This is a genomic window from Streptomyces netropsis (assembly GCF_014203545.1).
GTDB classification, from domain to species: Bacteria; Actinomycetota; Actinomycetes; order Streptomycetales; family Streptomycetaceae; genus Streptomyces; species Streptomyces netropsis.
In genome coordinates this window covers 21,131-48,005 of sequence record NZ_JACHJG010000024.1, presented here as the reverse complement: position 1 = coordinate 48,005, position 26,875 = coordinate 21,131, and the positions used below count along the sequence as shown (strand labels likewise).

General features: G+C 71.3%; 21 protein-coding genes. 13 read left to right on the top strand and 8 right to left on the bottom strand.

Annotated elements, in window-relative coordinates:
- Positions 1 to 317 precede the first annotated feature (317 nt).
- On the bottom strand, positions 318 to 3,479 hold the full coding sequence (locus tag FHS38_RS33640; RefSeq protein ID WP_184740197.1) for an AfsR/SARP family transcriptional regulator: 3,162 nt from the start codon (positions 3,477 to 3,479) through the stop codon (positions 318 to 320).
- 123 nt (positions 3,480 to 3,602) lie between these two features.
- On the opposite strand from FHS38_RS33640, the gene FHS38_RS33635 reads away from it, so the two are divergent.
- The gene (locus FHS38_RS33635; RefSeq protein WP_184740195.1) at positions 3,603 to 4,637 is read left to right on the top strand and encodes an NADP-dependent oxidoreductase; all 1,035 of its coding nucleotides are present in this window, start codon (positions 3,603 to 3,605) and stop codon (positions 4,635 to 4,637) included.
- Positions 4,638 to 4,864: 227 nt separating this feature from the next.
- Entirely contained in the window at positions 4,865 to 5,788 is a 924-nt protein-coding gene (locus FHS38_RS33630) for a MurR/RpiR family transcriptional regulator (RefSeq protein ID WP_184740193.1), read from the top strand.
- A 1,197-nt stretch (positions 5,789 to 6,985) separates the two neighbouring features.
- Here FHS38_RS33630 and FHS38_RS33625 read toward each other — a convergent pair.
- Positions 6,986 to 8,053: an LLM class flavin-dependent oxidoreductase gene (locus tag FHS38_RS33625; RefSeq protein ID WP_184740191.1), complete on the bottom strand. Its 1,068-nt coding sequence runs from the start codon at positions 8,051 to 8,053 to the stop codon at positions 6,986 to 6,988.
- 182 nt (positions 8,054 to 8,235) lie between these two features.
- Here FHS38_RS33625 and FHS38_RS33620 point away from each other — a divergent pair, with 182 nt between their 5' ends.
- Together FHS38_RS33620 and FHS38_RS33615 are read left to right on the top strand one after the other, a co-directional pair.
- Positions 8,236 to 8,601, top strand: coding sequence for a transposase (locus FHS38_RS33620; protein WP_229822920.1), 366 nt, complete (start codon positions 8,236 to 8,238; stop codon positions 8,599 to 8,601).
- A 358-nt stretch (positions 8,602 to 8,959) separates the two neighbouring features.
- Complete coding sequence (locus FHS38_RS33615) at positions 8,960 to 9,247, top strand: beta-ketoacyl-[acyl-carrier-protein] synthase family protein (RefSeq protein WP_184740189.1); 288 nt, start codon at positions 8,960 to 8,962, stop codon at positions 9,245 to 9,247.
- A gap of 91 nt (positions 9,248 to 9,338) precedes the next feature.
- Here FHS38_RS33615 and FHS38_RS33610 read toward each other — a convergent pair whose 3' ends face one another.
- Complete coding sequence (locus FHS38_RS33610) at positions 9,339 to 11,396, bottom strand: phosphocholine-specific phospholipase C (RefSeq protein ID WP_184740187.1); 2,058 nt, start codon at positions 11,394 to 11,396, stop codon at positions 9,339 to 9,341.
- 277 nt (positions 11,397 to 11,673) lie between these two features.
- On the bottom strand, positions 11,674 to 12,882 hold the full coding sequence (locus tag FHS38_RS33605) for a S1 family peptidase (RefSeq protein ID WP_184740184.1): 1,209 nt from the start codon (positions 12,880 to 12,882) through the stop codon (positions 11,674 to 11,676).
- Positions 12,883 to 13,137: 255 nt separating this feature from the next.
- Here FHS38_RS33605 and FHS38_RS33600 point away from each other — a divergent pair, with 255 nt between their 5' ends.
- From FHS38_RS33600 to FHS38_RS33585, 4 genes are all read left to right on the top strand, one after another.
- A complete protein-coding gene (locus tag FHS38_RS33600) occupies positions 13,138 to 14,454 on the top strand; it encodes an MFS transporter (protein ID WP_229822919.1) in 1,317 nt (438 codons plus the stop codon).
- Between the two features lie 22 nt (positions 14,455 to 14,476).
- On the top strand, positions 14,477 to 15,655 hold the full coding sequence (locus tag FHS38_RS33595; RefSeq protein WP_184740207.1) for an anhydro-N-acetylmuramic acid kinase: 1,179 nt from the start codon (positions 14,477 to 14,479) through the stop codon (positions 15,653 to 15,655).
- A gap of 85 nt (positions 15,656 to 15,740) precedes the next feature.
- Positions 15,741 to 16,469: a hypothetical protein gene (locus FHS38_RS33590; protein ID WP_184740180.1), complete on the top strand. Its 729-nt coding sequence runs from the start codon at positions 15,741 to 15,743 to the stop codon at positions 16,467 to 16,469.
- Between the two features lie 103 nt (positions 16,470 to 16,572).
- Positions 16,573 to 17,163 (top strand): GNAT family N-acetyltransferase, encoded by a 591-nt coding sequence (locus FHS38_RS33585; protein WP_184740178.1) that lies wholly within the window; start codon positions 16,573 to 16,575, stop codon positions 17,161 to 17,163.
- 20 nt (positions 17,164 to 17,183) lie between these two features.
- Here FHS38_RS33585 and FHS38_RS33580 read toward each other — a convergent pair whose 3' ends face one another.
- The gene (locus FHS38_RS33580) at positions 17,184 to 17,480 is read right to left on the bottom strand and encodes a YkvA family protein (RefSeq protein ID WP_184740176.1); all 297 of its coding nucleotides are present in this window, start codon (positions 17,478 to 17,480) and stop codon (positions 17,184 to 17,186) included.
- 84 nt (positions 17,481 to 17,564) lie between these two features.
- Positions 17,565 to 18,470, bottom strand: coding sequence for a LysR family transcriptional regulator (locus FHS38_RS33575; protein ID WP_184740174.1), 906 nt, complete (start codon positions 18,468 to 18,470; stop codon positions 17,565 to 17,567).
- A gap of 101 nt (positions 18,471 to 18,571) precedes the next feature.
- On the opposite strand from FHS38_RS33575, the gene FHS38_RS33570 reads away from it, so the two are divergent.
- On the top strand, positions 18,572 to 19,189 hold the full coding sequence (locus FHS38_RS33570) for a maleylpyruvate isomerase family mycothiol-dependent enzyme (RefSeq protein ID WP_184740172.1): 618 nt from the start codon (positions 18,572 to 18,574) through the stop codon (positions 19,187 to 19,189).
- A 93-nt stretch (positions 19,190 to 19,282) separates the two neighbouring features.
- Here the strand turns inward: FHS38_RS33570 and FHS38_RS33565 are convergent, their stop codons facing one another.
- Positions 19,283 to 20,404, bottom strand: coding sequence for an NADH:flavin oxidoreductase (locus tag FHS38_RS33565; RefSeq protein WP_221495671.1), 1,122 nt, complete (start codon positions 20,402 to 20,404; stop codon positions 19,283 to 19,285).
- Positions 20,405 to 20,620: 216 nt separating this feature from the next.
- Here FHS38_RS33565 and FHS38_RS33560 point away from each other — a divergent pair, with 216 nt between their 5' ends.
- Together FHS38_RS33560 and FHS38_RS33555 are read left to right on the top strand one after the other, a co-directional pair.
- Positions 20,621 to 21,514 carry an esterase/lipase family protein gene (locus FHS38_RS33560; protein WP_308433648.1) on the top strand — a complete coding sequence of 298 codons (894 nt, stop codon included), beginning with the start codon at positions 20,621 to 20,623 and terminating at the stop codon, positions 21,512 to 21,514.
- Positions 21,515 to 21,743: 229 nt separating this feature from the next.
- On the top strand, positions 21,744 to 21,911 hold the full coding sequence (locus FHS38_RS33555) for a hypothetical protein (protein WP_184740170.1): 168 nt from the start codon (positions 21,744 to 21,746) through the stop codon (positions 21,909 to 21,911).
- 27 nt (positions 21,912 to 21,938) lie between these two features.
- On the opposite strand, the gene FHS38_RS33550 is transcribed toward FHS38_RS33555, so the two are convergent.
- Entirely contained in the window at positions 21,939 to 22,106 is a 168-nt protein-coding gene (locus FHS38_RS33550; protein ID WP_184740168.1) for a hypothetical protein, read from the bottom strand.
- Between the two features lie 591 nt (positions 22,107 to 22,697).
- Here FHS38_RS33550 and FHS38_RS33545 point away from each other — a divergent pair.
- Both FHS38_RS33545 and FHS38_RS33540 read left to right on the top strand, forming a co-directional pair.
- On the top strand, positions 22,698 to 25,637 hold the full coding sequence (locus FHS38_RS33545; protein ID WP_184740166.1) for an AfsR/SARP family transcriptional regulator: 2,940 nt from the start codon (positions 22,698 to 22,700) through the stop codon (positions 25,635 to 25,637).
- A gap of 134 nt (positions 25,638 to 25,771) precedes the next feature.
- On the top strand, positions 25,772 to 26,782 hold the full coding sequence (locus tag FHS38_RS33540) for an L-tyrosine/L-tryptophan isonitrile synthase family protein (protein WP_221495670.1): 1,011 nt from the start codon (positions 25,772 to 25,774) through the stop codon (positions 26,780 to 26,782).
- Positions 26,783 to 26,875 lie beyond the last annotated feature (93 nt).

Sequence of the window (26,875 nt, the reverse complement as noted above, 5' to 3'; positions counted from 1 at the left end):
ATCGCGTGAGTCGCACTGGCCGGATCGGCGCGAAAAAAGCGCCGCGTCTCGATCGACGGCGCCATGCGACTCGGCAATTGTTAGCGGCCCGAAAAGCTGCTGGCAAAGGTGTGACCTACTATCCCGCCCCCGAACAACACACCCCCGCACACCCCACCCGACACCCCATTTCACACCCTTATGTCCGAATTGGGATCCCACTATCCGGGTTCGTACGTGATCTGGATCCCATGAGCGGCCTCACACCACACCCCCCACCCCCACACACCACGTAACCGCACAGGCGCATGGCGTGCACACCGGCTGATGCCTGCGGCTCAGTGCCGTATCTCCTGCTCTGAGGGCACCTCCCCGGCGCCCAGTACCCGCGCGTGGTCGGTGACGGTGAGCGTGTGCCCGTGTGCGAAGGCCGCCGCGAACCCGTCCTCTCCCAGCGCCGCGCGCGCTTGCATGGCGGTCCTGTCGACGTCGGTGCGTTCGGGAGCCGGGAGCCGTGCGTCGACGGACTCGCGGACGGTGGTGGCCGTGCCCAGGAGCTCGGCGGCGTGACGGGGGTGGCCGTCCGCGGCCCGGGCGCCGGCCAGGCCTTCCAGGGCCAGCGCGACGGCGCGCGGGTCGCCGGTTCTGCGGGCCGCCGCCAGACCGTCGAGGTGGAGCTCCAGCGCGCGCCCCGCTTCGCCGCGCTGTTCGGCGACGTAACCGAGCTGCGCGAGGATCAGGGCGGCGCCGGAGTCCACGCCCAGCCGGCGGTTCCACTCCAGCCACGGGACGAGGTGCCGCTCGGCGGTGTCGAGATCGCCGCGGCGGCGTGCGCCGAGGGCCAGGCCTGTTTCGGCGAACTGTTCCGCGGGGCGGTGGGACTGCTGCGCGGCGAGCCCTCTGGCGCGTTCGTGGAACTCGGTGGCGCGCGTGTCGTCACCGGTCAGCAGGGCGACACGGCCGAGCCTGGCCAGCCGGAAGGAGACCTCCGTCCACAGTTCCAGCTCCTCCGCCCCGCGGACGCCCTCGTGGTGCAGGCGGGCCGCCTCCTCATAGGCTCCGGTGATCTCGGCGAGCGTCCCCAGATGCTCCGAGGCCCGCAGCTGGCCCCATCGGTCGCCCAGCTCCGCGAAGAGGGCCGCGCTCCGCTCGGCGCTGCGGCGCAGTGCGGGGAGGTCTCCCCGGTAGCCCGACCGGGTCGCGCGCGTGATCAGTACCGCCGCAGTTCCCCAGGAGTCGCCGAGTGTGCGGAACTCCTCCAGCAGGCCGTCGAGCGGGTCGCCCCCCGTGGGGCCGTCGAAGCCGCATCGCGCGTAGTCGAGCAGCCAGCGGGCCCGGGGCGTCGCGGCCTCGAAGGCATCGCCGCGGGGTGAAGCGTCGCCGGTGAGCAAGGAGAAGGCCGCGCGCGTCGCCCGTGCGCTCTCCCGAGCCGTCGGCGGGCCCCCGGCACATCCCAGCGCGAGGTCCAACGAGCGGCGGGCCTCGCCGAGGCGCCCGCGCAGGAACCAGTACCAGGACATCGCGTTGACCAGGCGCAGGGCGAGCGCGGCGTCCCCGTGCTCCACGGCGGTCTCGAGGGCCGTGCGCACGTTGGCTACCTCGCCGTCGAGCCTGCGCAGCCACCGTCGCTGGTCGCGGCCGTACAGATGGGGTTCCGCCGCTTCCGTGGCGTCGGCGTAGTGAGCCGCGTGCCGCAGCCGCGCGGCCTCGTGCCCGCCCGCTTCACGGAGCCGCTCCCCGCAGTACGCCGTGACGGATTCGAGCGTGCGGTAGCGGGCGGATTCCGTGCCGTCGGCTGTCACGACCAGCGAGCGGTCGACGAGCCGGGTGAGGACGTCGAGCACGTCGTCGGTCCGTACGTCCTGGGCCGCGCACACCGCCTCCGCGGCGTCCAGGTCGAATCCTCCGGAGAACACGGCCAGCCGGCTCAACACGGTCCGCTCGGGTGCCGTCAGCAGCTCCCAGCTCCAGTCGATCATCGCGCGCAGCGTGCGCTGGCGTGCGGGGGCGTCCCGCCGTACCTGGTTCAGCAGCCGGAACCGGTCGTGCAGACGGTCGGCGAGCGCGTGCACCCCCAGGGTCCGCACTCGGGTGGCGGCCAGTTCCAGGGCCAGCGGGATGCCGTCGAGGCGACAACAGATGAGGGCCACGGCTTCGGTGTTGTCCGCGTCCAGGACGAAACCGGGGGCGGATGCCGCCGCGCGGTCCGCGAAGAGCCGTACGGCATCCGCCTCGGCCAGGGGGGCGACGGCGTCCAGGGTCTCACCCGAAATGGCCAGGGGTTCCTGGCTGGTGGCGATGATGCGCAGCCGTGCCGACCGGCGCAGCATCTGCTCGGCGAGTGCGGCGACGGGCTCGATGACGTGCTCGCAGTTGTCGAGGACGAGCAGCATGTGCCGGGAGCCGATGGTCCGGGTGAGCCGGTCCACCGTCCCGCCCGGCCCTGCCTCGCGAGGGGTGTCGTCGCGCACGCCCAGGGCTGCCGCGACCGTCTCGGCCACTTCTCCCCGGGTGCCGGCGAGTTCGACGAGCCACACGCCGTCGGCGAAGGAGTCCGTCAGCCGTGCCGCCGCCTCCAGGGCCAGCCGTGTCTTGCCGACCCCGCCCGGGCCGGTGAGCGTCACGAGCCGACTCGACGCCGTCGCCGCGCATATCCGGGCGACGGCGTCGCCGCGCCCGACCAACGCGGTGAGCGGGGCGGGTAGGTTGCTGCGCGCCGTGGTCGCCGAGGGGGCCGGTGCGGGCCCCGGCGTCAGCTCGAAGTCCTGCTCCAGGACGGCTTGGTGGAGGGCGGTCAGCGCGGCACCGGGATCGAGGCCGAGCTCGTCGGCGAGCCGCTGTTTGAGATCCCGGTACGCGTCCAGCGCTTCCGTCGGGCGCCCGGCTCGGTACAGGGCCAGCATATGGGCGCCGCGCAGCCTTTCCCGCAGCGGGTGGAGGGCGACCGCCCCCGCCAACTCATCTGCCAGGACGCTGTGTTCGCCGAGTTCCAGACGGAGCTCGGCGAGCTCTTCCGTCAGCGTCAGCCGCTGTTCCTCCAGGCGGGCCGCTTCCGCCCGGGTGAATTCGGCGTCACGGAAATCGGCGTACGCCTCTCCGCGCCAGAGGCCGAGGGCGTCCGCGAGCAGCGTTGCCTTCGCCCGTGGTTCACCGGCCGTGTGCGCACGGGTGACGAGCGCGGCGAACCGTCCGGCGTCCACGGCGTCGTCCGTGACGCGTAGGGCGTAGCCGGCCGGCCCGTATTCCACCAGGCCCCGGGCGCCCGGTTCGGCCTTCTCCAGGGTCCTGCGCAGCTGGGAGACCTTCGTCTGGAGGGAGTTGCCGGGTTTTCCCGGCAGCGCGTCGCCCCACAGGTCGTCGACCAACCGGTCCACGGGGACGGGCCGCCCGTGATGCACCAGCAGATCGGCGAGCAGCGCCCGGACCTTCGGCTCGGGCACGGTGACGGGAGAGCCGTCCTCCGTCGTCACGTTCAGCGGGCCCAGCACGTCGAATCGCATGGCGCCACGCTAACGCGCGGTCCTCAGCGGCCCGTGCGCGCACCGTCAGCGGTTCGTGCGCGGCCCTGTCCATGGTGGTCACATCAGCCGGTCCGAAGCAGCAACGGAAGAGGAACGACCATCATGAACGACATCGCGACGCACACCGTCTCCCAGGAGATCCACCTCGTCTCGCGCCCCGTCGGAGCCCCGGTTCCCGAGGACTTCGCCCTGGTCACCACCGCGGTGCCGGAACTCGCGGAAGGCCAGGTCCTCGTCCGCAACACCTGGATGTCCGTGGACCCGTACATGCGCGGCCGGATGGACGACGCCCCCTCGTACATCCCGCCCTTCTCGCTGGGCGTCGCCATGGAGGGGAGCGCGATCGGCGAGGTGGTGGCTTCCCGTGACGCGTCGGTGCCGGTCGGCGCGACCGTCTCGCACTTCCTGGGATGGCGCGAGTACGCGGTCCTCGACGCCGCGGCCGCGACCGTGGTGGACACCTCGCTGGCCCGGCCGCAGGACTACCTGGGGGCGCTGGGCACCACGGGCCTGACCGCGTACGCGGCCCTCACCCGGGTCGCCCCGGTCCGCGAAGGAGACGTGGTGTTCGTCTCCGCGGCGGCGGGCGCGGTCGGCAGCGTCGCCGGACAGCTGGCCAGGAAGCTCGGTGCCTCCCGGGTGATCGGATCGGCGGGCGGCCCGGCGAAGACGAAGAAGCTGCTCGACGACTTCGGATACGACGCCGCCGTCGACTACCGCCAGGGCCGGCTCGGCGAACAGCTCGCCCAGGCGGCCCCGGAAGGCATCGACGTCTACCTGGACAGCGTGGGCGGCGACCACCTCCAGACGGCGATCACCGCGATACGGCCCGGTGGCCGGATCGCCCTCGTCGGCGCGATCAGTGGCTACAACGCCACGGAAGCGGCCTCCGGTCCCGACAACCTCTTCCAGGCCGCCGCCAAGGAAGTGACGCTGCGCGGCATGCTCGTCAGCAGCTACTTCACGCTCTTCCCCGAGTGGATCGGGAAGGCCGCGGGCTGGCTCGCCGACGGCACACTGCACACCGAGGAGACCGTCACCGAAGGCATCGAAGAGGCACCCGGCGCCTTCCTGGGCATGATGCGCGGCACGAACACCGGCAAGGCACTGGTCCGCCTGGGGACCGGCCAGCGATGACCGCGCACACCGACAGGGCCTGACGGAAAGCCCCGGCGGGCTTCACCCGCCCCCGTCCGGACTCCCTCCGCACGCGGCTCACCGGCCACCGGGGGGAGTCCGGACGGCGGTCGGGCAGGGCTCGACGAGACGCCCGCCGCCCCTGGTCCCCGCACGAATGTTCCCCCTTGGCGGCCACGCTGGGTGAGCTATGTTGAGCGTGAGAAGGACGAGAGGGAGACACACCAGTGCCATCAGGGCAGCAGGCACGCGCGCAGGCGTCCGCGATCACGCCGGGAAAGCGGTCTCCGGGGGCGGAGCCGCTTCCCGCGGACAAGGTTCGCGCCTTGTTCGGCGACCACCGGTTGTCTCCCGCGCAACGGCGCATCGCGCGATACATCACCGACCACCTCACCGAGGCCGCGTTCCTGTCGATCACGGACCTCGCGGAGCGCGTGGGGGTGAGTCAGCCGTCGGTGACCCGCTTCGCCTCCTCCCTGGGATTCAGCGGGTACCCCGGACTCCGGGAGGCCCTGCAGCCCATCGCGCTGAGCGCGGTCGCGAGGTCCACGGGAACGCGGGAGGAGGACCGCCGCAACGAGCTGCAGGCAGCTGTCGACGCCGAGATCGCGAGCCTGGAGAGCCTGCGCCGGGTGTTCGCCGACCCCGACCAGGTGCTCGACCTCGGCCGTGAACTCGCCCGGTCGGTTCCCCTGACGGTCCTGGGCCTGCGGATCTCCGTCTCGCTGGCGGAGTACTTCGCGTACGCGGCGAAGCGGATCCATCCGGACGTGCGGCTGGTCTCCCGCGGGGGCAGCGTGGCCTACGACGCCCTGCTCCAGTCGCGGGAGGCGGGTGGGACGTGGGTGCTGGCGTTCGCGATGCCGAGACACGCCAAGGAGATGCTGGCGGCGATGCGGGCCGCGCGCAGCACGGGGCTGCGCATCGCGCTGATCACGGACCAGACGCTCGGGCCGCTGGTGGAGGAAGCCGATGTGGCGCTCACCGCCGGCACCGGATCCCGCCTCGTCTTCGACTCGTACGCGGCTCCCGGGGTCCTGTCCGCGGCCATCCTCCAGGCCATGGCCGACGCCGACCCCGAGCGCACGCAGCTCCGGCTGGAGAAGTACGAGCAGGCCGCTGAGCAGCACGACTTCTTCCTCGAACACTGACAGCGGAGGAGCCTTGCCTCCCGGCTCTCCCCGGCGTACACCATGCCGGTGAGGGCCGGATTTTTTGCAGTCTGAGCGAATGAAAATTTTCATACGCTTGATTACTCGGCAGTAAATATATTTACTACATGTGGCACCGGGGCCCGAAACGGGCTGCAGCCGGCTACAGCGCTCGCGACGGCGAGCCCCCGGGGCAAATGGACGAACATTTCGGGACGACAACCTCCTCGTCGGCCCGAAGGTGTTCCGTTCCGGGTTAGTCCGCTCCCCTCGGATGGCCCCCCGGAGGCCCCGGTCACCCCCTGGACCGGGGCCACCGGCATGTCGTCGTGCGGTCACCGGCCGCCGAGGCGGCGCACCCCCGCGACGGCCGGGGGCGAAGGCGGCCGCTGTCACCGGACGCGCTGCCCGGCACGGCGATCGTGGTGGCTGTCCCACCACCGCCACCCTTGCCCGGCCGGGCTCCTCCCGAGCGTAAACGGCGGGCCCACCTCTTCGGTAACAGGTCTCGCGGTCTCCCTTGGACAGCGCAGAGGCGAAGACCGTGGGCTTCATGATGGCCCCCACAACGCGCTGATCAGCTACTTGAGCTCTCCACCGGCCAGGAGTTCGCGGGGCAGGCCGTCGGGCCAGGCCGACACCGCGGACAGAGCAAGCCGGCCAGACTCAGCCGAAACAGACACGTCAAACCTCCAGAACGGTGCCGCCCGCTCTGAGGATGCTTCTCGCCCGGTGGGCGAAACTGCTGGGCGGCGGCGCTCGACACGGTGGTGCCCAGCGCCTGCCCGATCGCCCTGCGACAAGCGCATCAGGTGAAATGACCTGACGGGGTACACGACGCTGAGGACCGGCCGGAGCGAAGCGGCCGGACTGGCAGGTACAGGATGGTTCGGCTGCGATGTAACGCCGGCGCGGGTTCTCGGTACACCGGCGGCCCCGGCCTGTGGGCAGGGCACCCGGCTGGCCCGGCCCTGGTCATCGTTGGGGTGAGGCACGGGATTCCTACAGCCGGCGCCAGCGCCGCTACGGAAAATAAGCCACACCTTCAACGCCGACACGACACCTTGGCTGCAGTCTGCCGCCTCTGTACTGCCCGATTGCTCCCCGCACACCGGTCCGGACAGAGCCCAGGGCGATGGCAAAGTCTTGGTGATCTTGTAGGTGTGAGGGTCAAGGACGTGCGGCAGACGGGTCGGCTCAGGTGAGGAGTTGTGCGAGCAGGGCCATCTCGGTGGGCGGGTCGATCACCGGCTGGATGAGGAGTTCGTCGACGCCGGCCTGTTCCAGGGTGGTGATGCGGGCGAGGAGGTCGTCGCGGGTGCCGACCAGGGCCAGGTTGTTCATCAGCGAGGGCAGCACCAGGTCCCGGTCCTGCGGTGCGATGCGTCCGAGGTAGTTGGGGTAGAGCTTGGTGTGCCGGTCCGGCGCGGTGGCGGTAGTGCCGCGCCGGTCGAGGAGCCGCCGCACCGCCTCCCTTTCCTCGGGGCCGAGTTGCTCGGCGAAGGCGGGTGTGTCGGCGGCTGTGTCGGCGGCGAAGGCCAGCAGCGACAGGACGAGGTGGCCCGTCGCGTCCCGGGCCGCGTCGCCGTGGGGGTCCTCGTCCTCGTCGAGCAGGTGGAGCGAGGTGACCACGTAGGAGTCCGCCCGGGAGTCGGGGTGTCGGGGTGTGCCCTGGGCGGCGTGGCGGCGGGTGTCGTGCATCGCGTGCCAGGCGGTGGGGTCCAGCAGGCCGAAGGAGATGAGGCCGGTGCCGCGGCGGCCGGCGGCGGCGGCGGCCTTCGGTCCGAGGAGCGCGGCCACGACGAACTCGATCGGGTCGGCGGTGTTCACGTGTGCCCCGGCGTGCAGGAACCGGATGTCGCGGACCCGGTCACCTTCGCGGTACTCGGTCGAACGTCCGGCGCACAGGTCCTGCAGTGCGACGGTGAAGTTCTCCAGCCTGGCCGCCGTGGTCGGCCGCATGCCCAGGGTGCGCCGGGCGGTGTTTCCGGTGCCGACTGCGCAGATGATCCGGCCCGGTGCCAGGGCGTTGAGGCTGGCGAGCCCGCTCGCGGCGGCCGGGGCCGAGCGCAGCGCCGGTGAGGTCACGCCGATGCCGAGCCTGATGCGGCTGGTGGCCTTCGCGCACAGGCTCAAGGCGACGAAGGGGTCGCCGTGGACCATTGGGGTGTCGTTGACCCAGAAGCTGTGCAAGCCCAATTCCTCGGCCCGCACGGCGAGGTCCTCCACACCGGGCTGCGCGGCGACAACGACGCCTGCACGCATCAGAACCTCCAAGGTGTGAGGATCGAATCGAACCTGCCCAGCATGGCAGGTCCCGGCGCAGGGACGTTGCGGAGTCGCGTGATCTTTTAGCGTCGCATGGCGGGGTGGCCGTGCCTGACGCAACGAAACCCCGTTGATGCAGATGACCTTCCCAAGCCGTCTGCCTGCAACGGAGCTTCGGTGTGCCGTCGGTCTGCCATGCCGGCGCGGTCCAGGCCGCTCGGATCATGCGCTTCCGCGCGAACGCCAGAACCGGCCGACTCACCCGCAAGACGATCTACGCGATCACCGACTTGCCCTCGACGCAGGCGTCGCCGCAGCAGCTTGGTGAACTGGCACGCTCGCACCGGTGTATCGAAAACCGGCTGCACTTCGTGCGCGACACGACCTTCGCCGAGGACGCCAGCCGCATCCGTACCGGCCGCGGACCGGAGAACATGGCCACCTTGCGCAACCTCGCCGTCAGCACCCTCCGACGGGCCGGGCACCAGAACATCGCCGCCGCCCTCCGCAGGCGGCGAAGCCCCGGGCCTCTCTGCTGCTGCTGAGGTTCGCCGACGACGGCTCTGCCGAAGGTTGGCGGGCAAGTTGGGCGCTGGACGCGGCGCGCCCGTTCCGTAGTCCGCTTCATGGACTCTTGGTTCCGTGGTAGCGGGCGCTGGTGCGGTGCCACTCCCGGTTGCCGGCGAGCCAGGCTTCCAGCCCGTTCAGGAACAGTGCCAGTTGCGGGGTGCTCTACATCGAGAACATCGCCAGCGGCCTGACGGAGGGCAGTCCGTAGCGGCGTCGTACGCCGGTGAGACCCGGACGGCCGCGAGGCCCGGAGGACGTCAGGGCGGCGCTGCGACGTACGGCGGCCCGTCCGGCCCCGGGCTCGTGCGGTCCGTCCGCGTGGTGGCGGACTCCATGCCCGGCCTGAAGCCGTGGCTCCAGGACGAGACGCCCCTCTTCTCACCGGAGCCCGACTTCCTCGTCAGTCACACGGGCGGGCCGCGCATCATGTACGAGGTCAGCAAGGGGCTGGGCATACCACCGGCCAGGTTCGAACTCAGCGAGAAGTCTCTCGCCCGGCGCGGCAACACCGCCGGCGTCGTGGTCTTCGACGTCCTGGAGCAGACCTTCACCGAGCCGCCCGGCCCGGCGCCCTGGGGCTGGTCATCGCCTTCGGCCCCGGGGTCACCACGGTGGCCGTGACCGGCACCTGGATCGCCGAGCCGTAGAGCGAGCCGCCCTCTGCCCCCGCGGGCGCGGGGGCAGAGGGCGGGCCGGTTGTCCGGGGTGACGGTCAGCCCGTGATGATCGCCGGGTCGCTCACGCCCGGCTCGCCGTTCTCGACGTGCCCCGCGAACCTGCGCAGGAACGTACCGTCCTTGTCCGACGTCACGGACAGGTCGTACCACCGCCGGCTCTTGCGCAGATCCACGGTGTGCACCACGCGCCCGCCCGCGCGCACCGTGAACGTCTCGCGCTTCCCGCCGTAGCCGTTGGCGACCGTGAGACGGCACGCGGCGCTGCCGGCGTTGGTCAGGGTCAGCACGATGCGCCCGTTGCCTGCGTCATGGCGGGCGGTCACCTCGGGGCCCGTGGCGTCGCCGCGGCCCTTGAAGGTGCGCAGGAAGCCGTTCGGGCCGAACACCGACAGGTCGTGGCTGCCCTTCGAGTAGGCGGAGTTCCAGGTGTCGGAGAGCTTCTTGCCGGCCTCGGTGGTGTACGTCCACGGCCCGTCCGTGCGGTTCCCGGACGTGACGGTGAAGCACACCCCCGCCGCTTCGCCCCCGCTGAAGGTGAGCGTGAAGCGTCCGGTCGAGGGTGTCGCGGACCCGTCCACCAACGGCGCGTAGGGCAGCGGACGGGTGCGCTTCGAACCCTTCTCCTGCTTGGGCAGAGAGGGGTTCGCGGGGGGCTTCGGTACGTAATCGGGATGGCGTTGGTTGTCGGTCGGTCTGTAGCCGGCCGTGCCCGGGAGCGAGGCGGGCCCGGTGTGTGCGAGCCGGAAGTCGAACGCCGAGGTGAGGTCGCCGCAGACGGCACGCCGCCAAGGCGAGACATTGGGCTCGCCCACGCCGAAGCGGCGCTCCATGAACCGGATGATGGACGTGTGGTCGAAGACCTCCGAGCAGACGTAGCCACCCGTGCTCCAGGGCGAGACCACGATCATGGGGACGCGCTGGCCGAGCCCGTAGGGACCGGCTGCGTAGCGGCCGTTTCCGGCGAAGACGTCGAGCCCGGCGTCCACGGTGGAGGCGCCCTGTGCGGCCGAGGCCGGCGGGAACGGCGGGGTGACGTGGTCGAAGTAGCCGTCGTTCTCGTCGTACGTGATGAAGAGCGCGGTCCTGCTCCACACCTCGGGGTCGGAGGTGAGGGCGTCCAGCACCTGGGAGATGTACCAGGCGCCGTAGTTCACCGGCCAGTTGGGGTGCTCGGAGAATGCCTCGGGGGCGGCGATCCAAGAGATCTGCGGCAGCTTACCCGCCTTCACATCGGCCTTGAGGCCGTCGAAGTAGCCGTCGCCGTTCTTGACGCTCGTGCCGGTACGTGCCTTGTCGTAGAGGGGGTCGCCGGGCTTGGCGTTGCGGTACTTGTTGAAGTACAGCAGCGAATTGTCGCCGTAGTTGCCGCGATACGCGTCCTTGATCCAGCCCCAGGAGCCGGCCGCGTCCAGGCCGTCACCCGTGTCCTGGTACACCTTCCACGAGACCCCCGCCCGCTCCAGCCGCTCCGGGTAGGTGGTCCAGTCGTAGCCGGCTTCCTCGTTGCCGAGGACGGGGCCGCCGCCCTTGCCGTCGTTCCCGGTGTGACCCGTCCACATGTAGTAGCGATTGGGGTCGGTGGCACCGATGAAGGAGCAGTGGTAGGCGTCGCAGACGGTGAACGCGTCGGCCAGCGCGTAGTGGAACGGGATGTCCTCGCGCGTCAGGTACGCCATGGTGCCCGCGGACTTGGCGGGAATCCACTGGTCGTACTTGCCCTGGTTCCAGGCCTTGTGGCCGCCGGCCCAGTCGTGGTTGAGGCCCGCGATGAACTGCATGCCGAGGTCCTTCGCGTCCGGCCGGAAGGGCAGCACGTCCTTGCTGCCGTCCGACTGGTGCCAGACCGACTTCCCGCTGCCCAAAGTCACCGGGCGCGGGTCACCGAAACCGCGGACGCCCTTCAGCGAGCCGAAGTAGTGATCGAAGGAACGGTTCTCCTGCATCAGCACGACGATGTGCTCGACGTCCTTGATGGTGCCGGAGCGTCGCTTGGCGGGGATGGCGGCGGCACGGTCGATGCTGTTCGACAGGGCGGCGAAGCCAGCTGTCGCGCCGGCGATCTGCAGGAAGCGCCGCCGATTGAGTTCAGCCATGAGTCTGGGGACCTCTTGGGGTGTGAGGGCTGTATCGAACAGGGTGCTCCAAGGGCAGCGAGCGCCGGGGAAGGGGGCGTGTCGTCAGGGTGAAGCGGCGCGGTACGTGTGGCGAACGTAGTCGTATGGGCATGCTGCTCCCTCCTCGCGCAGGACGGGGCGAACCGGCTGCCGGTGATCCGGCCGCGAGGATATAGCGGGAGTTCAGCAGAGTGAACAGCGCGTACGGCCAAGCCCGTTGAGCGCGAACGGTGCCGCCACCGCCTCTTCGGCGTCGTCACCGCCGTGCCGCTCCGCCGTCGGCCCCCAGGGCGGCACCGGTGGCCCGCAGTGCGGCGGTCACCGGCTGGAAGAAGGTCTCGCCGCCTTGGGTGCAGTCGCCACTGCCGCCGGAGGTGAGTCCCACCGCCGAGTCGTCGGCGAACAGCGAGCCTCCGCTGTCGCCCGGTTCGGCGCACACGTCCGTTTGGATGAGGCCGTTCACGATGTCTCCGTTGCCGTAGTTCACCGTGGCGCCCAGCCCGGTCACGGTGCCGTCCTTCAGCCCGGTCGTGCTGCCGACCCGCTGCACCCGCATGCCCACATTCGCCTCGGCGGCCCCGCTGATCTGCTGGACCGTGCCGTTCAGCAGGTCGACCGCGCTCGCCGCCTGAGCGTTGGGGTCGTCGTACGTCACCAGGGCGAAGTCAGCGCCGGGGAACTGCGAGTCGACGACCGTGCCCAGAGGCGTGCCGCCCGCCTGGTCCGCCGTCCACGTCCGCGAGGCGTTGCCGCAGTGACCCGCCGTGAGGAACGCCGGTGCCCCCTGGAACGTGACGTTGAAGCCGAGGGAGCACCGGGAACCCCCGCCGAAGATGGCCCGGCCGCCGATGAGCGCACCGGCTCCCGGGGCGTCACCTCGTGCCCGCGTCCGTGAGCCGGGCCGTCCGGTGCCGACCGGCGGCGGGCTGCCCTCGTACCGCTTGAACTCGCCCGATGAACGCTTGACGCGCACCAGCTCGCCCATACCGCCGGCGACCTTCATGAGGGCGTCGAGCTTGGCCCCGGTCACCGTCCTGTCGGCGGTGACCACGACCTTGTTGGTCTTCGGGTCGATCGACCAGGCGGTGCCGGGCACCGAGGCCCGGTCGCTCAGCGTCCGGGTCGCGCCCCGCAGCGCGGCGGTGCTGTTCCGCACGATCCGCGGTACGGCACCGGTGGCCTCGACGCGCCGCGCGGCTTCCTCGGCCGTGACGTTCACGACCATCCGGCCCGTGGAGCCGTCCAGGTACCAGCCCGCCGTCTTCTCCCGGACACCCGGTTCGAGGGATGCCGCGAGGTGCGCGGCCGACTGCGAGGTGAAGGTCCGAGGAGTGCCGGGTTCGTCCCTGCTCGGCTTGTCCGTACTCGCGTCGGCGTGGGGGAGCAGCGTCGCCGCCGCCACTACGGCGGCGGCAGCGGCGACGGCGACGGCTCCGCGGCGACGATTGACACGACGGTGGTTCAACGGATCGACCTCCGGCTCGGGGGGTGTGATGCGTACGGATGGTCGGGAATCATGTGTGCCGATGTCCGTACGCGCTTGCCGTCCAGTACTACGGGCCCGGCGCCCACGGGTCTCACGGCTGCTCAAGGTGTGATGAATTCCCGGCATGCGCGACCACGCGGCCGTATGCTTCTTCGTTCGCACCCGGCCGTGACACCCGCGCCCAGGGAGTCGCTCGGGGAGTCGCCCGGCGAGTCGCTCAGGGAGGAGACCCCGGTGTCCGTACCCACTGCCGAAGGCCCCGGTGACCCGCACCGGACACCGGCACGACGCGCCCTGGTCGCGGGCTCGGTGGGCAACTTCATCGAGTGGTACGAGTTCGGGGCGTACGGCTACTTCGCCACCGTCTTCGCCGCCAACTTCTTCGGCGGAGGCACGGGGGACGGCACCGAGAGTCTCATCAAGACCTATGCGTCGTTCGCGCTCGCCTTCTTCTTCCGGCCCATGGGTGCGGCGCTGTTCGGCCGGATCGGGGACCGGTTCGGCCGGCGTCCCGCTCTCGTCCTGGCCCTTCTCCTCATGACCGGCTCCACCACGGCGATCGGACTGCTGCCCACCTACGCCACGCTCGGTGCCGCCGCGCCCTGGATGCTCACCTCGGTGCGCGTCCTGCAAGGCCTCTCCGCGGGAGGGGAGTTCGGTGGTGCGGTCTCGCTGATGACGGAGTCCGCCCCGCAGGGGAGGCGTGGCCTGTACGGGGCCTGGCAGTCGTTCACGGTCGCCCTGGGGCTGCTCGCCGGTGCGGGGCTGGCCGCGGGGGCGGCGGCCGTACTCGGGGAGCGCGCACTGTACGACTGGGGATGGCGGGTGCCGTTCCTCCTGGCGCTGCCCCTCGGCCTGGTGGCGCTGTGGCTCCGTTTGAGGCTTGACGAGACGCCCGCGTTCCGGCGGACGAGCCGCACCGGCACCGGGCCACGGGGGTCCCCGGCCGCCCCGGGTGAGGCGTTCCGGTCCGTCGTGACGGGCATCGGGCGGATCATGGGCTGGTCGGCGGCCGGATACACCTTCCTGGTCGTCCTTCCGGCGTACCTCCAGAACACGCTCGGTGCCACGTTCCAGGAGGCACTGACGGCAGCCGTCCTGGCCAACGTCGGGTTCGCCCTGACCATCCTGCCGGCCGGAGTGCTGAGTGACCGTGTCGGCCGCCGGCCCGTCATGCTGACAGGAGCGGGACTGGTCGTTCTGCTCGCCTTCCCGTTGCTGTGGACCGTCCGGAGCGGGAGCACGCCGACGGTGGCCAAGGGCCTCGTGGTCCTCCTGGCCGGAGCGGTGGTCGGGCTGATGGCGGGGCCGGGGCCCGCCATGCTGGCGGAGATGTTTCCCACCAGGGTGCGCTGCACGGGATCGGGGCTGGCCTACTCGCTGGCCAACGCGGTCTTCGCGGGCTGCGCCGGCCTCATCATCACCGAGCTGGTCAAACACACAGGCAGTGCCGACATCCCGGCCTACTACACCGCGGTGACCTGCGCGATCAGTGCGGTCGCGCTGCTGACGCTGCGCGGGGACGACCATCGGCGCGCGTTGCGCGACTGAGGAAGAGAACGGACGGATGGCCATGCGGGTGATCGGTTTGATGTCGGGGACCTCGTACGACGCCGTCGACGCGGCGGCGGCCGACCTGCGGGTCGAGGGGGACACCCTCCACCTGACGCCTCTCGGCATGATCAGCCAGGTGTACGGGGAGCGGCTCCGTGCCGAGATCGCCGCCGCCCTGCCTCCGGCGCACACCACCCTCGAGACCGTGTGCCGACTGGACAGCCGCATCGGACAGGCCTTCGCCGAGGCCGCCGACCGGGCCGACCGGGAGTTGTGCGGAGGCCGGGCCGACCTCGTCGCCTCGCACGGACAGACCGTCTTCCACTGGACGGAGAACGGCCGCGTCCACGGCACCCTCCAGATCGGCGGGGCCGCCTGGATCGCCGAGCGCACCGGCCTGCCGGTCGTCTCGGACTTCCGCTCCGCCGACGTGGCCGCCGGTGGTCAGGGCGCCCCGCTGGTCGGCATGGTGGACGTCATGTGGTTGCGCGACAGGCCCGGATGCCCGGTCGCGCTCAACCTCGGCGGCATCGCCAACATCACCGTGAGCGGCGGCGCCCGGGCGCCGTACGCATACGACACCGGGCCCGGGAACGCCCTGATCGACGCGGCCGCCCGGTATCTCACCCACGGACGGTGTGCCATCGACGAACACGGCGCCATGGCCGCCCGGGGCAGAGTGAGCCGACCGCTGCTGGACCGGCTGCTCGACGAGCCGTACTACGCGCGCCCCGCCCCGAAGACCACCGGCAAGGAGCTCTTCCACCTGCCGTACCTGCTGGCCGCCTCGGCGGGGCTGGAGCCACTCGAGGCCGACGACATCCTGGCCACGGTCACCGCGCTCACCGCACACACCGTCGCCGCCGCCGTCCGGGACTGCGGGGGTACCGAGGTCGTCGCCTCCGGGGGCGGCACGTGCAATCCGACACTGATGAGAATGCTCCGGGCCGAGCTCACCGGCGTCCCGGTGCGCACCTCCGACGAGTTGGGCGTGCCGGCGGAGGCCAAGGAGGCGTACGCCTTCGCGGTGCTGGGGTTCCTGACCGCGCACGGGCTGGCCGGAACGCTGCCGGCGTGCACCGGCGCCCGGCACGCGAGTGTCCTCGGCTCGATCACGCCCGGTGCCGGGCCACTGCGGCTGCCACCGCCGGTGGACGGCGGCGCTCCCGTCCGGCTGAGGGTGGCGGGCCGGCCGTGATCAGCCCTGGCGAGCCCTTGGTGGATCCGGCCCGGGCGACTGCTGTCTGTCGGGCCGTCGGTGACGACGCGTAGGCTCCGCGCCCATGAACGACGACGTACGCAACATCGCCCTGGGGTTGGTGGCCAGCGGGGTCAGTGCCGCCGCGGGCTGGTTCTTCCGCACCTACCTGTGGCGCCGCCAGCTCCGCCGCAAGCAGCAGTTCTTCGGGCTGCCGGGCGGTTCGGAGTGTCTCCTGGTGGTCAACCAGGACCCGAGCGCGAGCGGCCGCAGCGTCTCCCGTCACGACGCCTTCGCGCTGCTCGAACTGTCCGCCCTGATCAAGGAGTGCGGGGCGCACGCGGACATCGTGGTGCACGACGCCGCACGTCAGGGCTTGGGGATACGGACCGAATTCTGTGTCGGAGGCCCGGTCTCGAACCGGCGTACCGAGGCGCATCTGCGCTCGATGCTGCCGGGCGTCGACGTGAACACCGACTTCGAGAACGCCGCAGACGGTGGCGCGTTCACCATCGGCGGCGAGTCCTACCGGCTGGAGAAGGGCACGGCGGAGTACGTGCTCCTCGCCCGGCTGACCGGCCCCGAGGGCGGTCGGCCGGTCTTCCTCGCCTCCGGCCAGCGGGGGATCACCAACCAGGCGGCCGTGCGCTACCTGGCCCGGCACCATGCCCGCCTCGCACGCCGCCACGGGCTCGACGGCACGTTCTGCCATTTGCTGAAGGTCGTCAACTCCGACGCGTACGGCCCGGACATGGTGGAGCTGGTCGCCGACGTCACCGCGTCGGCGACCGCGGGGACGGTCACCGGCCGCTGACGGTGTCCGCAGGGGAGCCTCACCGCCCTCACCTGCGGCATGTCATTTGCACTAGTGCGAAATTGTATTGAAGCTAGTTCAAAATGCGGTTATGGTCTCGCGTATGCCTGCCAAGACACCCTTGCCCGTAACGCTGACCGGCCGCCACGTGCGCCTCGTGCCGCTGACGATGGAGCACCTCGGTGAACTCTTCGCGGCAGGAGGCGGGGACGAGGAGGTGTGGCGCTGGCAGGGGCCGACGCCGCACACGCGGGAGGAATTCGCGGCCAAGCTCGGCGGCCTCCTCGAAGCCGCGGACCGGGGCGAGTACGTCCCGTTCGCCGTCATGCACCGTGCGACCGGTCAGGCGGTCGGATGGACCACGTTCATGGACGTCGACACGGACGACGAGCGTCTGGAGATCGGCTGGACCTGGTACGGCCGCGCGTTCTGGCGCACGGCGGTCAACTCCGAGGCGAAGCTGCTGTTGTTGACCCATGCCTTCGAAGAGCTGGGCATGAGGCGCGTGCAGCTGAAGACGGACCACATGAACCATCGTTCGCAAGCAGCCATCGCCCGCCTCGGTGCCCAGCGTGAAGGCGTACTGCGTCACCACCGCCGGCGCCCGGACGGCACCTGGCGGGACACCGTCTACTTCTCCGTCCTCGCCGAGGAGTGGCCCGCCGTCAAGGCGCGCCTCAGCGCTCTGCTCTGAAGGCCCTCGACGGGCGGCACTCATCGGTCCGGGGCGCGTGGCACCCCGGCATCGGCGGCGGCCTTGTGCAGCGAGCGCAGGGCGAGCAGCAGGATGCCGATGTCGTCCAGATAGACGGGGTCGGGCACCAGATCGACGGGGGAGACCAGGTAGAGCAGGGCTCCCCAGAAGATGATCTTCTTGTTCTCGGGGACGCCTGCGTCACGCAGCAGACGCCGGGCCCGGAAGAGCCGTACCGCCACGACCGCGGCGGCGACGGCCATCGCGGTGACCAGGACGGCGAGCAAGCTGACGAGGACCCAGAGTTCGCTGCTCATACCTCACCTCTACCCCGTCGCCACCGGTCCGTACGTGCGGACGCGCTGCGGATGCCGGAGGGGATTGCCTGCAGCCGGCAGGTGTCAACGGGGGAGAGCCGTCCGGAGCCGGCCCAGGAGGGCTTTGGCCGCAGGGCTGGAGAGGCCGGCCGTCCGCCAGGCCAGGGCGACCCGGCCGCGCAGCCGCGGCTCGGTGATCCGCAGGGTCCGCAGCCCGAAGGCCGACCCCGCCTCGGCGGGAAGTGCCGGGACGATGGCCACGCCGAGGCCGCGGGCGGCGAGCTGCGCCAGGACGGGCGGGGCGGCGGCCTCGAAGGCGATGCGGGGCCGGAACCCCGCCTCCGCGCAGGCCCGGTCGAGAACCCCGCGCAGCCCCGTGCCACGCGGCAGGCTGATCAGGGGGCGATCGCGGAGCGCGGCCAACGGAATCTCCGTGCGACTCGCATCGGCGATGAGGGGGTCGCCCGGAGCCATGGCCGCGACCAGGGGTTCGTCGATCACCACTTGGAGCGAAATGCCCGGCGGACTCTCCTCGCCGGTGAGTCCGACCGCTGCGATGTCGAGTTCACCACGGCGCAGCGCGTCGAGCATCCGCTCCGACGTGTCCTCGGTGAGCGCGATCTCCACCTGAGGGTGGTCGTCATGGAAGTCGGCCAGGGCGGAGACCACGTCGAACTCGGGGGTGACGGCACCCGAGACGAAACCGATCGTGACGTGACCGCGCAGCAGTCCGGTGAACTCCTCCACGGTCTGCCGCGCCCCTTCGACGGCGGCCAACGCGGCCCGCGCGTACGGCAGGACGGCCTCGCCCACCTCCGTCAGGGTCACCGAGTGGCCGGAGCGGTCCAGCAGGGGCTGCCCGAGTTCCCGTTCGAGCAGTCGGATCTGGGAGCTCACCCCTGGCTGTGCCAGATGCAGACGGGCGGCGGCGCGGGTGAAGTTGGCCTCCTCCACCACAGCGACGAAGTACCGCAGCTGTCGAAGCTCCATAACCGCTGATTCTAGCTGCGAGACAAAGGCGTTCTTGGACGTATGGCGGCGCCGCGGACACCCTTGAAGACATGGGGAAAGCGATGCACCAAAGGACGGCGATGGACATCAGAACCGCGATCGCGGCCGAACGCCGGGAGCTGGCGGCCATGTTGGACGGGTTGCCTGTCGGCGCATGGGATGCGCCGACGCTGTGTTCGGGCTGGCGCGTACGGGAGGTCGCGGCCCACATGTCCCTGGGATTCCGCTACTCGTTCCCCGAAGTGGCGTGGGAACTCGTCAAGGCGCGGGGCAGCATCCACCGCATGACCGATCGATGCGCCCGCAGAGACGCGGCCGTCCACTCGACGGACGAGCTGTCCGCGGCGCTCGCGGACAACGCGCACCACCCCTGGAAGCCGCCGACCCTCGGGATCGAGGCCGCGCTGGGTCACGATGTGATCCACGGCCTGGACATCTCGGTCGCGCTGGGCCTCGGCCGTCGGGTACCCGAGGACCGCTTGCGCATCCTGCTGGAGGACGTCGACGCCAAGACCCTCACGTTCTTCGGGGCCGATCTCGACGGCGTCGAACTCCGCGCCGACGACCTCGATTGGTCCTTCGGCACAGGCACGCCGCTGACCGGCGCCGCACAGGATCTGCTGCTGCTCGCATACGGTCGCAAGCTGCCCCCGGGGCATCTACGGGGGGAGCAGAGCGACCGCTTCGTCGCCGCGTAGAGGGCGGCAGCCCGGTGCCTCGCCGCCCACCGCGTCCCAGGGCCGCAGTGTGACTGCGCCGTGCGGCGCCGCGGTCCGTGGGACCGTCACGGCTCAGTGGAGCCTGGCGAGCGCCTCCGTGCCGAAGGGCGTGAGCTCGTCGGTGCGCCCGTTGAGGATCTTCATGGCCCACTCGGGGTCGCCCAGCAGAGCCCGGCCGACCGCCACGAGGTCGAACTCGTCCCGCTCCAGCCTGTCCAGCAGCCCGTCGATGTCGGCGACACCGCTTCCCTGACCCTGGAACGCCTTCAGGAACTCGCTGTCGAGACCGACCGAGCCGACGCTGATCGTCGCCTTGCCCGTGAGCTTCTTCGCCCAGCCCGCGAGGTTGAGGTCCGAGCCGTCGAACTCCGGCAGCCAGTAGCGGCGGGTGGAGCAGTGGAAGGCGTCGACCCCCGCCTCGGCGAGCGGGGCGAGGACGGCTTCGAGCTCCTGGGGCGATTCGGCGATCCGGGCCCGGTAGTCACCAATCTTCCACTGGGACATCCGGAAGATGATCGGGAAGTCCGGCGACACCGCTCGGCGGCAGGCCGCCACGATCTCCGAGGCGAAGCGGGTCCGGGCGACGAGATCGCCGCCGTAGGCGTCCGTGCGCCGGTTGGTGTGAGCCCAGAGGAACTGGTCGATGAGGTAGCCGTGGGCCCCGTGCAGTTCGATGCCGTCGAAGCCGTTCGCCTCGGCCGCGGCGGCACCGGCGGCGAAGGCGGCGACCACCTCGTCGAGGTCGGCCTGTGTCATCGTCCGGCCCGGCTCCGAGTCGTCCAGGGGGACCCCCGAGGGGCCGACGCGCGGGGCATCCGGTACCGGCGGGGCACCGACGGCGCGCGCCATCCCCACGTGCCACAACTGCGGCACGATCGCCCCGCCCGCGCGGTGGACCGCGTCCGCCACCCCGGCCCAGCCCGCGAGCGCGTCCTCGCCGTGGAACCGGGGGACGCGGTCACTGGTCCCCGCCGAGGCGTGGCCGACATACGTCCCCTCGGAGATGATCAGGCCCACACCGCCCGCCGCCCGCCGCGCGTAGTACTCCGCCACATCGGCCCCCGGCACACCACCGGGTGAGAACTCACGGGTCATCGGCGCCATGGCGATCCGGTTCCGGACGGTGAGGCTTCCCAGGGAGACGGGACGGACGAGTGCGTCCGTCGCACGTGCGGCTGAGCTGCTGGATATCAAGACATCCACCTTCGGTCGACGGGTGACCCTGCCACGATCGGCACGGGCCCTTCCCGCCAACCTCGTCGCCCACCGTTCCGATTCCCGGTCGCCGGAAGAACCTCCGAGCGCCGACGGCACTGCCCGGCGGGCGGACCCGATCGGCGCTGTGTGTAATGAGTGCGTGCCGCACGGCAGGCGGGGGCCTGTGCTGACGATGCCGACGGGAGCCATGCCATGACCTCACCACTCCGCACACCGGTCATGTTCATCCACGGCCTGTGGCTGCATTCGACGAGCTGGCAAGGCTGGGCGGACCGGTTCCGGGAGGCCGGATACGAGCCGATGACACCCGAATGGCCGGGTGCCCCCGCCTCGGTTGCCGAGGCACGGCGGCATCCCGAGCGGCAGGCAGGCAACGGGCTTGCGGAGATCTCCCGGCATCATGCCCGGATCATCCGCGATCTCGGGAGCAAGCCGGTCCTGGTCGGGCACTCCGTCGGAGGCTTCATCGCCCAGCACCTGCTCGGCCAGGGGCTGGGGACGGCGGCCGTCGCGATCTGTCCCGGTCAGATCAGAGGCGTCAAAGCGGTCGGACCCGCCCAGGCGAAGTCGACCTTCGCGTTCTTGAAGAACCCGGCCAACACCCGGTGCCGTCTCGCTGGACGCGGACCAGTTCCGCTACGCGTTCGCCAACGCCGTCTCCCGCGAGGAGTCCGACCGGCTCTTCGAGGAGTGGACCGTCCCCAGCCCGGCACGGCCGCTCTTCCAACTGGCCCTCGCCAACTTCGCCCGGCATTCGCCCGCGAAGGTCGACACCCACAACAACAACCGAGGGCCGCTCCTGCTGCTGTCGGGCAAGCTCGATCACACCGTCCCCGACGTCCTGACACGCTCCACGTTCAAGCAGTACCGCCACTCCGGCGCCACCACGGAGTACAAGAGGTTCGACGACCGCGGGCACTCCCTGATCGTCGACAGCGGCTGGCCCCACGTGGCCGACACCGCCCTCACCTGGCTCACCGGGAAAGGGCTCACCTGACGCCCCACCACTTCTCACGGCACGAGGCACCGACAGCCCGCGGCGACCACGGGAACCGGCCAGTGGGGCGACCACCGGCCAAGGAATGAAGGACGGCGGACCAAGAACGAAGCCGTCGTCGTCCAGACACCCCTACGCATGGACAACGGTCTCACCCTTGCCGGGGCGAAGGCCGGACGGTCGTCCGCCGGCGACGGCGGCGGCCGGAAACCCGGTCACTCGCGGCTCATCGCCCCCACGCGGTGACCGATTCGTCGCGTCGGCGACTGGCGCAAAACCCTGAGGCATATGTCAGAGCACGCCTCTACCGTGGTTCTCATGTCCCCGACTTCCCTGGACGCCCAAGCACTGAACGCCGAGATACGCGCGTTCTTGCGCGCGCGGCGAGGCCGGGCTCTGACGGTGGCAGAGCGCCGGCGGTACGAACGGCTGCGCGCGGAGTGGCTGGCTGCGGTGCGCCGGGCACGTCGCTGCACCGCGGCGTAGGCGAGGCCGTGCGCCCGGGCGGTCGGTTCACCGGTCGGGCCACGGGATCCGCTCCGCGAGGAGTGCCCACTCTTCGTCGTCGCGGCATGGGACGCTTCGCCCGGCGGCGGCCCAGCGAGCGGCCAGCGCCTCGAAGATGGGGGTGTCGGCCGGGCCTCGCGGGGGCGTGTCGTTGCCGGGGGCGATGACCGGCATGGGCCGCATCGTCGTCATACGACGTCAACGCCCTCCCGGCGGCGGAGGTCACGCGGCCGCCCCGTAATGGCTCAGAAGCCGTGTGCCCCGGAACCGATAAGAGGGCTACGGATGCCCGGCCGGATCGCCGTCCGGCTTCCCGGACGCAGTTGTATGCAGATCCGGTTGTCGTGCTGTCCGGGGTTGGTCCACGACCGGTCGGCGAAGGCCGTGTTGCCGTGGGCAGGAGTCGGCCCGGTGGCGGAGTCGGGCGTGCCCCCCCGGTGCCGGCTGTGCCATCGGGCGGGATGACGCGCGGGAGACGTGATGGTCACCTGAGTGCCGGATGTCGACGAGGGCATCGAGAGCAACTGTCCCTGTATTCCGGCGAGTTGGGACGAGCGATCGGCTGGAAGGCGCCCGTGGAGGCGTGTGGGCCCCGACCCCGAGGGGCGTCGGTCATGCCGTGAACCGCGGCGAGGGGTGAGTTCGTGCGTGGAGGATCCCGCACCCCACAGCGCCTATGGTTGTCGCACTAGCCAATTGTTTGAATCACGCACAACAGAGCGCGCGTGCTCTGCTTCGCGCAGCCAACAGAAGGGCGGTCACGCGGTGGAGGCTCCGCGCGTCGAGTTCAAGGTGCTGGGGCCCCTCGAGGTCGCCGCCGGCGACCGCGTCCTTCCGCTCGGCGGACCGAAGCAACGGACCCTGCTCGCCACCCTACTGGTCCATACCAACACCGCAGTGTCCGGGGACCGGCTGTGTGACGCGATCTGGGGAGCCGCCCCTCCGGTGTCCGCCCAGGCCAATGTCCGCAGCTACGTCGCCGCGTTGCGCAAGGTGATCAACCCCGCCGCGGGCGAGGACCGGTTGAGCCAAGGGCACGGCGGCTATCAATTGCGGGTGCTGCCGGGCGAAGTGGACCTCCATCTCTACGAGGATCTGGCCGCGCGTGGCCGTGCCGCGCTGGCCGGGGGACGGCACCGGGCAGCGGCCGGCCATCTGCGGGAGGCGCTGGACCTGTGGCGCGGCGGCGCTTTCGACGGGGTGGCGCACCATGACGCCCTGCACATCGAGGTGGCCCGCCTGGAGGAGTCGCGGTTGGCCGCCTTGGAGGATCACGCAGAGGCATGCCTGGCGCTCGGGGAATCCCGTGACGTGATAGGCCTGCTGCAGGCGGAGGTGGCCCGGTACCCGCTGCGGGAGTCGTTGTGGGCCAAGCTGATGACCGCGCAGTACCACTGCCGTCGGCCGGGCGACGCGCTGCGGTCCTACGCCCTCGCCCGCGCCGCGCTGCGGGACGAACTCGGCCTCGAACCGGGCGCGGAGCTCCGCCGACTGCACCACGCGGTCCTCACCGGAGAACCGCTGCCGGAGCCGGAGCCCGCACCCGTGTGCGCCGAACGCCCCGCGGACTGTTGGCAACCCACGAGTCAACTCCCCTCCGACACCACCGACTTCGTCGGAAGACGTCTCGTACTCTCGCGGGCCGCGGCAGTGCTCGACCCGGCCACCTCGGCTTCCGGGGAAGCGCCGTCCTGCGCCGTGCCCGTCGTGATCCTCACCGGGCTCCCCGGCGTCGGCAAGACCGCCCTGGCCACCCGACTCGCCCACGACCTGCGGGACGCCTTCCCCGACGGCCGGTTGTTCGTGCACCTCGACGGTGCCCGCGGGCCCCAGCGCGCGCCCGGCGCGGTCCTCGCGGACCTGTTGGTCAGCCTGGGCGTCGCCGGATCGTCCATCCCCGAGGCCACGGTGGACCGCGCCGCGATGTTCCGCTCCCTGCTGTCCGGCCGCAGGGTGCTGGTGCTGCTGGACGACGCACGGGACGAGGCGCAGATCCGGCCGCTGCTGCCCGGCACCCCGGGAAGCGCGGCCCTGGTCACCAGCAGGACGCGGATGGCCGGCCTGACGGGAGCGCAGCTGATCGACGTCGCCCCGTTCAACGACGAGGAGTCACAGGACCTGCTGCGCCGCATCGTCGGCTCCCCACGGCTCGCGGCCGAACCGGAGGCCACCGAGCGGGTCCTGGCCAGCTGCGCCGGCCTGCCCCTGGCCCTGCGCGTGACCGCGGCGCGGCTCGCGAGCCGCCCGCACTGGCAGATCCGGCGGCTCGCCGACCGCCTCGCCGACGAGCGGGGCAGGCTGGCGGAACTCACGGTGGGAGACCTCGCCGTCCGCACCAGCGTCGCCGCCAGCTACCACGGCCTGACGTCGGAGGCCGCCCGGGCCTTCCGGGCCATCGGCATGCTTCCCTCGCCGGAGTTCCCGGGATGGGCGCTCGCCGCCCTGCTCGACTCCCGCGACACCGATCAGGCGACCGACGTGCTCATCGACGCGAACCTGGTGCAGGTCGCGTCGGTCGACCGGCAGGGCCTGCTGCGCTACCGGACGCACGACCTGCTGCACGTCTACGCGGGGGAGCGCGCTCTCGCCGAGGAACCCCTCGGGTGGCGGCGGGCGGCGGTGGCCCGTCTCCTGGACGGCTGGCTCTCCCGGGTGCGGACGGCCGCCGACCGGCTCATCCGCCGAGGGGCGGAGGAGCCCGTACGAGGAGAGGCGGAGGATCTCGTCGGCTGGCTGGAACGGGAGCGGACCAGCCTGGTCACCGCGGTCGAGTTCGCCGCCGGCGCCGGCTACGGCACCCAGGCCGCCGAGCTCGCCTCCGCCATGGAGGACGTCTGCCACCTGCGGAACTGGTGGGACGAGTGGGAACGGGTGGCGCGGGCCGCGCTCGACCGGGCGAGAGCCGACGGCGACCCCGTCGCCACCGCGGTCGCCCAGGGTTCCCTGGCCCGGGCCTTCGCCGTCCGCGGCCGGGTGGACGACGCGGTGATCCGGTGGGCCGCGGCCATCGAGCAGTTGGACGCACTCGGCGAGGCACATCACGCCGCCCGTCTGCGTACGCACCGGAGCTTCGCGATCGCCGACCGGGGCATGGCCGAGCTCGCCCACGACGACGCCCGGGCGGCGGCCGCCGTGATGAGCCGGCTCGGCGACGAACACGGCCAGGTCGTGGCCCTGCGCAGCCTGGGCTTCGCGCTCGTCTGCCGGCAGCGCGAGGCCGAAGCCGTCGACGTCCTGGAGTCGGCACTTCGGACGGCGGAGCGGCTCGGCCGGCCCCTCGCCCTCGCCGATGTCCTGCAACTGCTGGCGTGGGCCGAGATCTGCCACGGCCGGTTCGACCGGTGCGTCGGCCACCTGCACCGGGCGCTGGCCGCATTCCGGACGGTGCGCCACCGGCCCGGCGAGGCGTACGCGCTGCTGACGCTGGGCCGGATGCACATCGCTCTCGGCCCCGACCAGGCCCCGCACGCACTCGGCCCGCTCGGCGAGGCGGCGTCGATCTTCACCGAGCTCGGCGAACGCCGGGGCGAGGCACTCGCCTCCTACTGGCTGGGCCGCACCCACGCCGCATCGGGCGACCCGGACCGGGCGGAGGGTCACCTCTCCACGGCACTGACCGGATTCCGCAACCTGCGCATGCCGTACTGGGCCGAACAGGCACGGCTTCGGATCAGCCGAGTCGCACCGGCCACGCCCCTCTCCTGACCCCTCTCCTCTCCCCTCCTGGACCCCTTCGGTAGGGCCCCGCCCCCGGCGTGACCGGACGGCTCTGCGAGCTCTTGTGCGTTTCTCATGCGCTCGCAGAGCACGGTGGGAACCAGTCCACGAAGGGAGGCGCGGTGTCCGATCTCGCCGCACCCAACATCGAACTGGTCGCCGTCGAAGTACTCCGGGAGGTCCTGTCCCACCAGCGCAGAATGCGCGGGGGCGGCTGCACCGGAGAGGTCTGCCCGCAGTGCGTCGGGCACCATCTGAGCGCCGTGCGCAGCGCCATGGAAAGCGGTCGGCGCATCGACTTCGTCCTGCCGGCGTTCCCGACGAAGTCCCCGAACCCGGCCAAGGTGATCGGCCCGCTGCCCGATCTGGCCGAGGAACTCGCACTGCGCTTCCTGAACTCGCTGTGCGAGCGCATCACCGAGATCTACCCACCGGGAGCGGCCATCCTGATCTGCTCCGACGGACGGGTCTTCAACGACCTGCTCGGGGTGAGCGACGAGAACGTCAGCGGCTACGCACAGGCGCTGGAAGCCATGATCACCGAAATCGGGGCCACCCACCTCGAACAGTTCACCCTCGACGACGTCTACAACGGCGCCGGCCACGAGGACATGCGCGCCATGCTCTCCGCCGGCTACGCCCCGACGATCGAGGAACTGCGCGAGGAGGTGCGTGCCGGCGGTGCCCCGCTCGCCATGTACCGGGGCATCACGAGATTCATGCTGGAGGACCTGTCCGGCCCGCACTACACCGGCACCCGCTCCGCGCTGCAACGCAAGTGCCGCGCGCTCGCCTACCGCGTCATCCAGCGCAGCAGGGCCTGGGGGGAACTGCTCGACGGGCTCTTCCCGGCCGCCGTCCGGCTGTCGATCCACCCCCAGCCCTGCGCCACGGACAAGATGGGCATCCTGCTCGCGGACACCCCGGACGCCTGGCTCACCCCCTGGCACAGCGTCGCGGTCGAGTCCGGCGGACGCTTCACGCTCATGAAGCGCGCCGAGGCCGAGGAGGCCGGAGCCAAGCTCACCTTCACGGCGGGCCGCCCCAGCCACTACGCGATGGAGCAGCCCGGCACATCCGTCGCCGCCGACGCGTCCGACTCCGCTCCCGCGCACCACGAGCCGTGGCGGTGACGGTCACCCACCGGCTCCCCGGGGCCCACGCGCCGTGTCGCCGGTCGTCCCTCACCCGCGGAGCGGACACCCACGATCCGTCACCACGAGTCC

What these genes read in the sequence shown, in the direction of transcription:
- FHS38_RS33635 (WP_184740195.1), top strand. Translation starts at nt 3,603, where the DNA reads ATGAACGACATCGCGACGCACACCGTCTCCCAGGAGATCCACCTCGTC.
- FHS38_RS33640 (WP_184740197.1), bottom strand. Translation starts at nt 3,479, where the DNA reads ATGCGATTCGACGTGCTGGGCCCGCTGAACGTGACGACGGAGGACGGC.
- FHS38_RS33570 (WP_184740172.1), top strand. Translation starts at nt 18,572, where the DNA reads ATGGACATCAGAACCGCGATCGCGGCCGAACGCCGGGAGCTGGCGGCC.
- FHS38_RS33610 (WP_184740187.1), bottom strand. Translation starts at nt 11,396, where the DNA reads ATGGCTGAACTCAATCGGCGGCGCTTCCTGCAGATCGCCGGCGCGACA.
- FHS38_RS33560 (WP_308433648.1), top strand. Translation starts at nt 20,621, where the DNA reads ATGACCTCACCACTCCGCACACCGGTCATGTTCATCCACGGCCTGTGG.
- FHS38_RS33575 (WP_184740174.1), bottom strand. Translation starts at nt 18,470, where the DNA reads ATGGAGCTTCGACAGCTGCGGTACTTCGTCGCTGTGGTGGAGGAGGCC.
- FHS38_RS33585 (WP_184740178.1), top strand. Translation starts at nt 16,573, where the DNA reads ATGCCTGCCAAGACACCCTTGCCCGTAACGCTGACCGGCCGCCACGTG.
- FHS38_RS33550 (WP_184740168.1), bottom strand. Translation starts at nt 22,106, where the DNA reads ATGCCGGTCATCGCCCCCGGCAACGACACGCCCCCGCGAGGCCCGGCC.
- FHS38_RS33615 (WP_184740189.1), top strand. Translation starts at nt 8,960, where the DNA reads ATGCCCGGCCTGAAGCCGTGGCTCCAGGACGAGACGCCCCTCTTCTCA.
- FHS38_RS33590 (WP_184740180.1), top strand. Translation starts at nt 15,741, where the DNA reads ATGAACGACGACGTACGCAACATCGCCCTGGGGTTGGTGGCCAGCGGG.
- FHS38_RS33625 (WP_184740191.1), bottom strand. Translation starts at nt 8,053, where the DNA reads ATGCGTGCAGGCGTCGTTGTCGCCGCGCAGCCCGGTGTGGAGGACCTC.
- FHS38_RS33555 (WP_184740170.1), top strand. Translation starts at nt 21,744, where the DNA reads ATGTCCCCGACTTCCCTGGACGCCCAAGCACTGAACGCCGAGATACGC.
- FHS38_RS33580 (WP_184740176.1), bottom strand. Translation starts at nt 17,480, where the DNA reads ATGAGCAGCGAACTCTGGGTCCTCGTCAGCTTGCTCGCCGTCCTGGTC.
- FHS38_RS33595 (WP_184740207.1), top strand. Translation starts at nt 14,477, where the DNA reads ATGCGGGTGATCGGTTTGATGTCGGGGACCTCGTACGACGCCGTCGAC.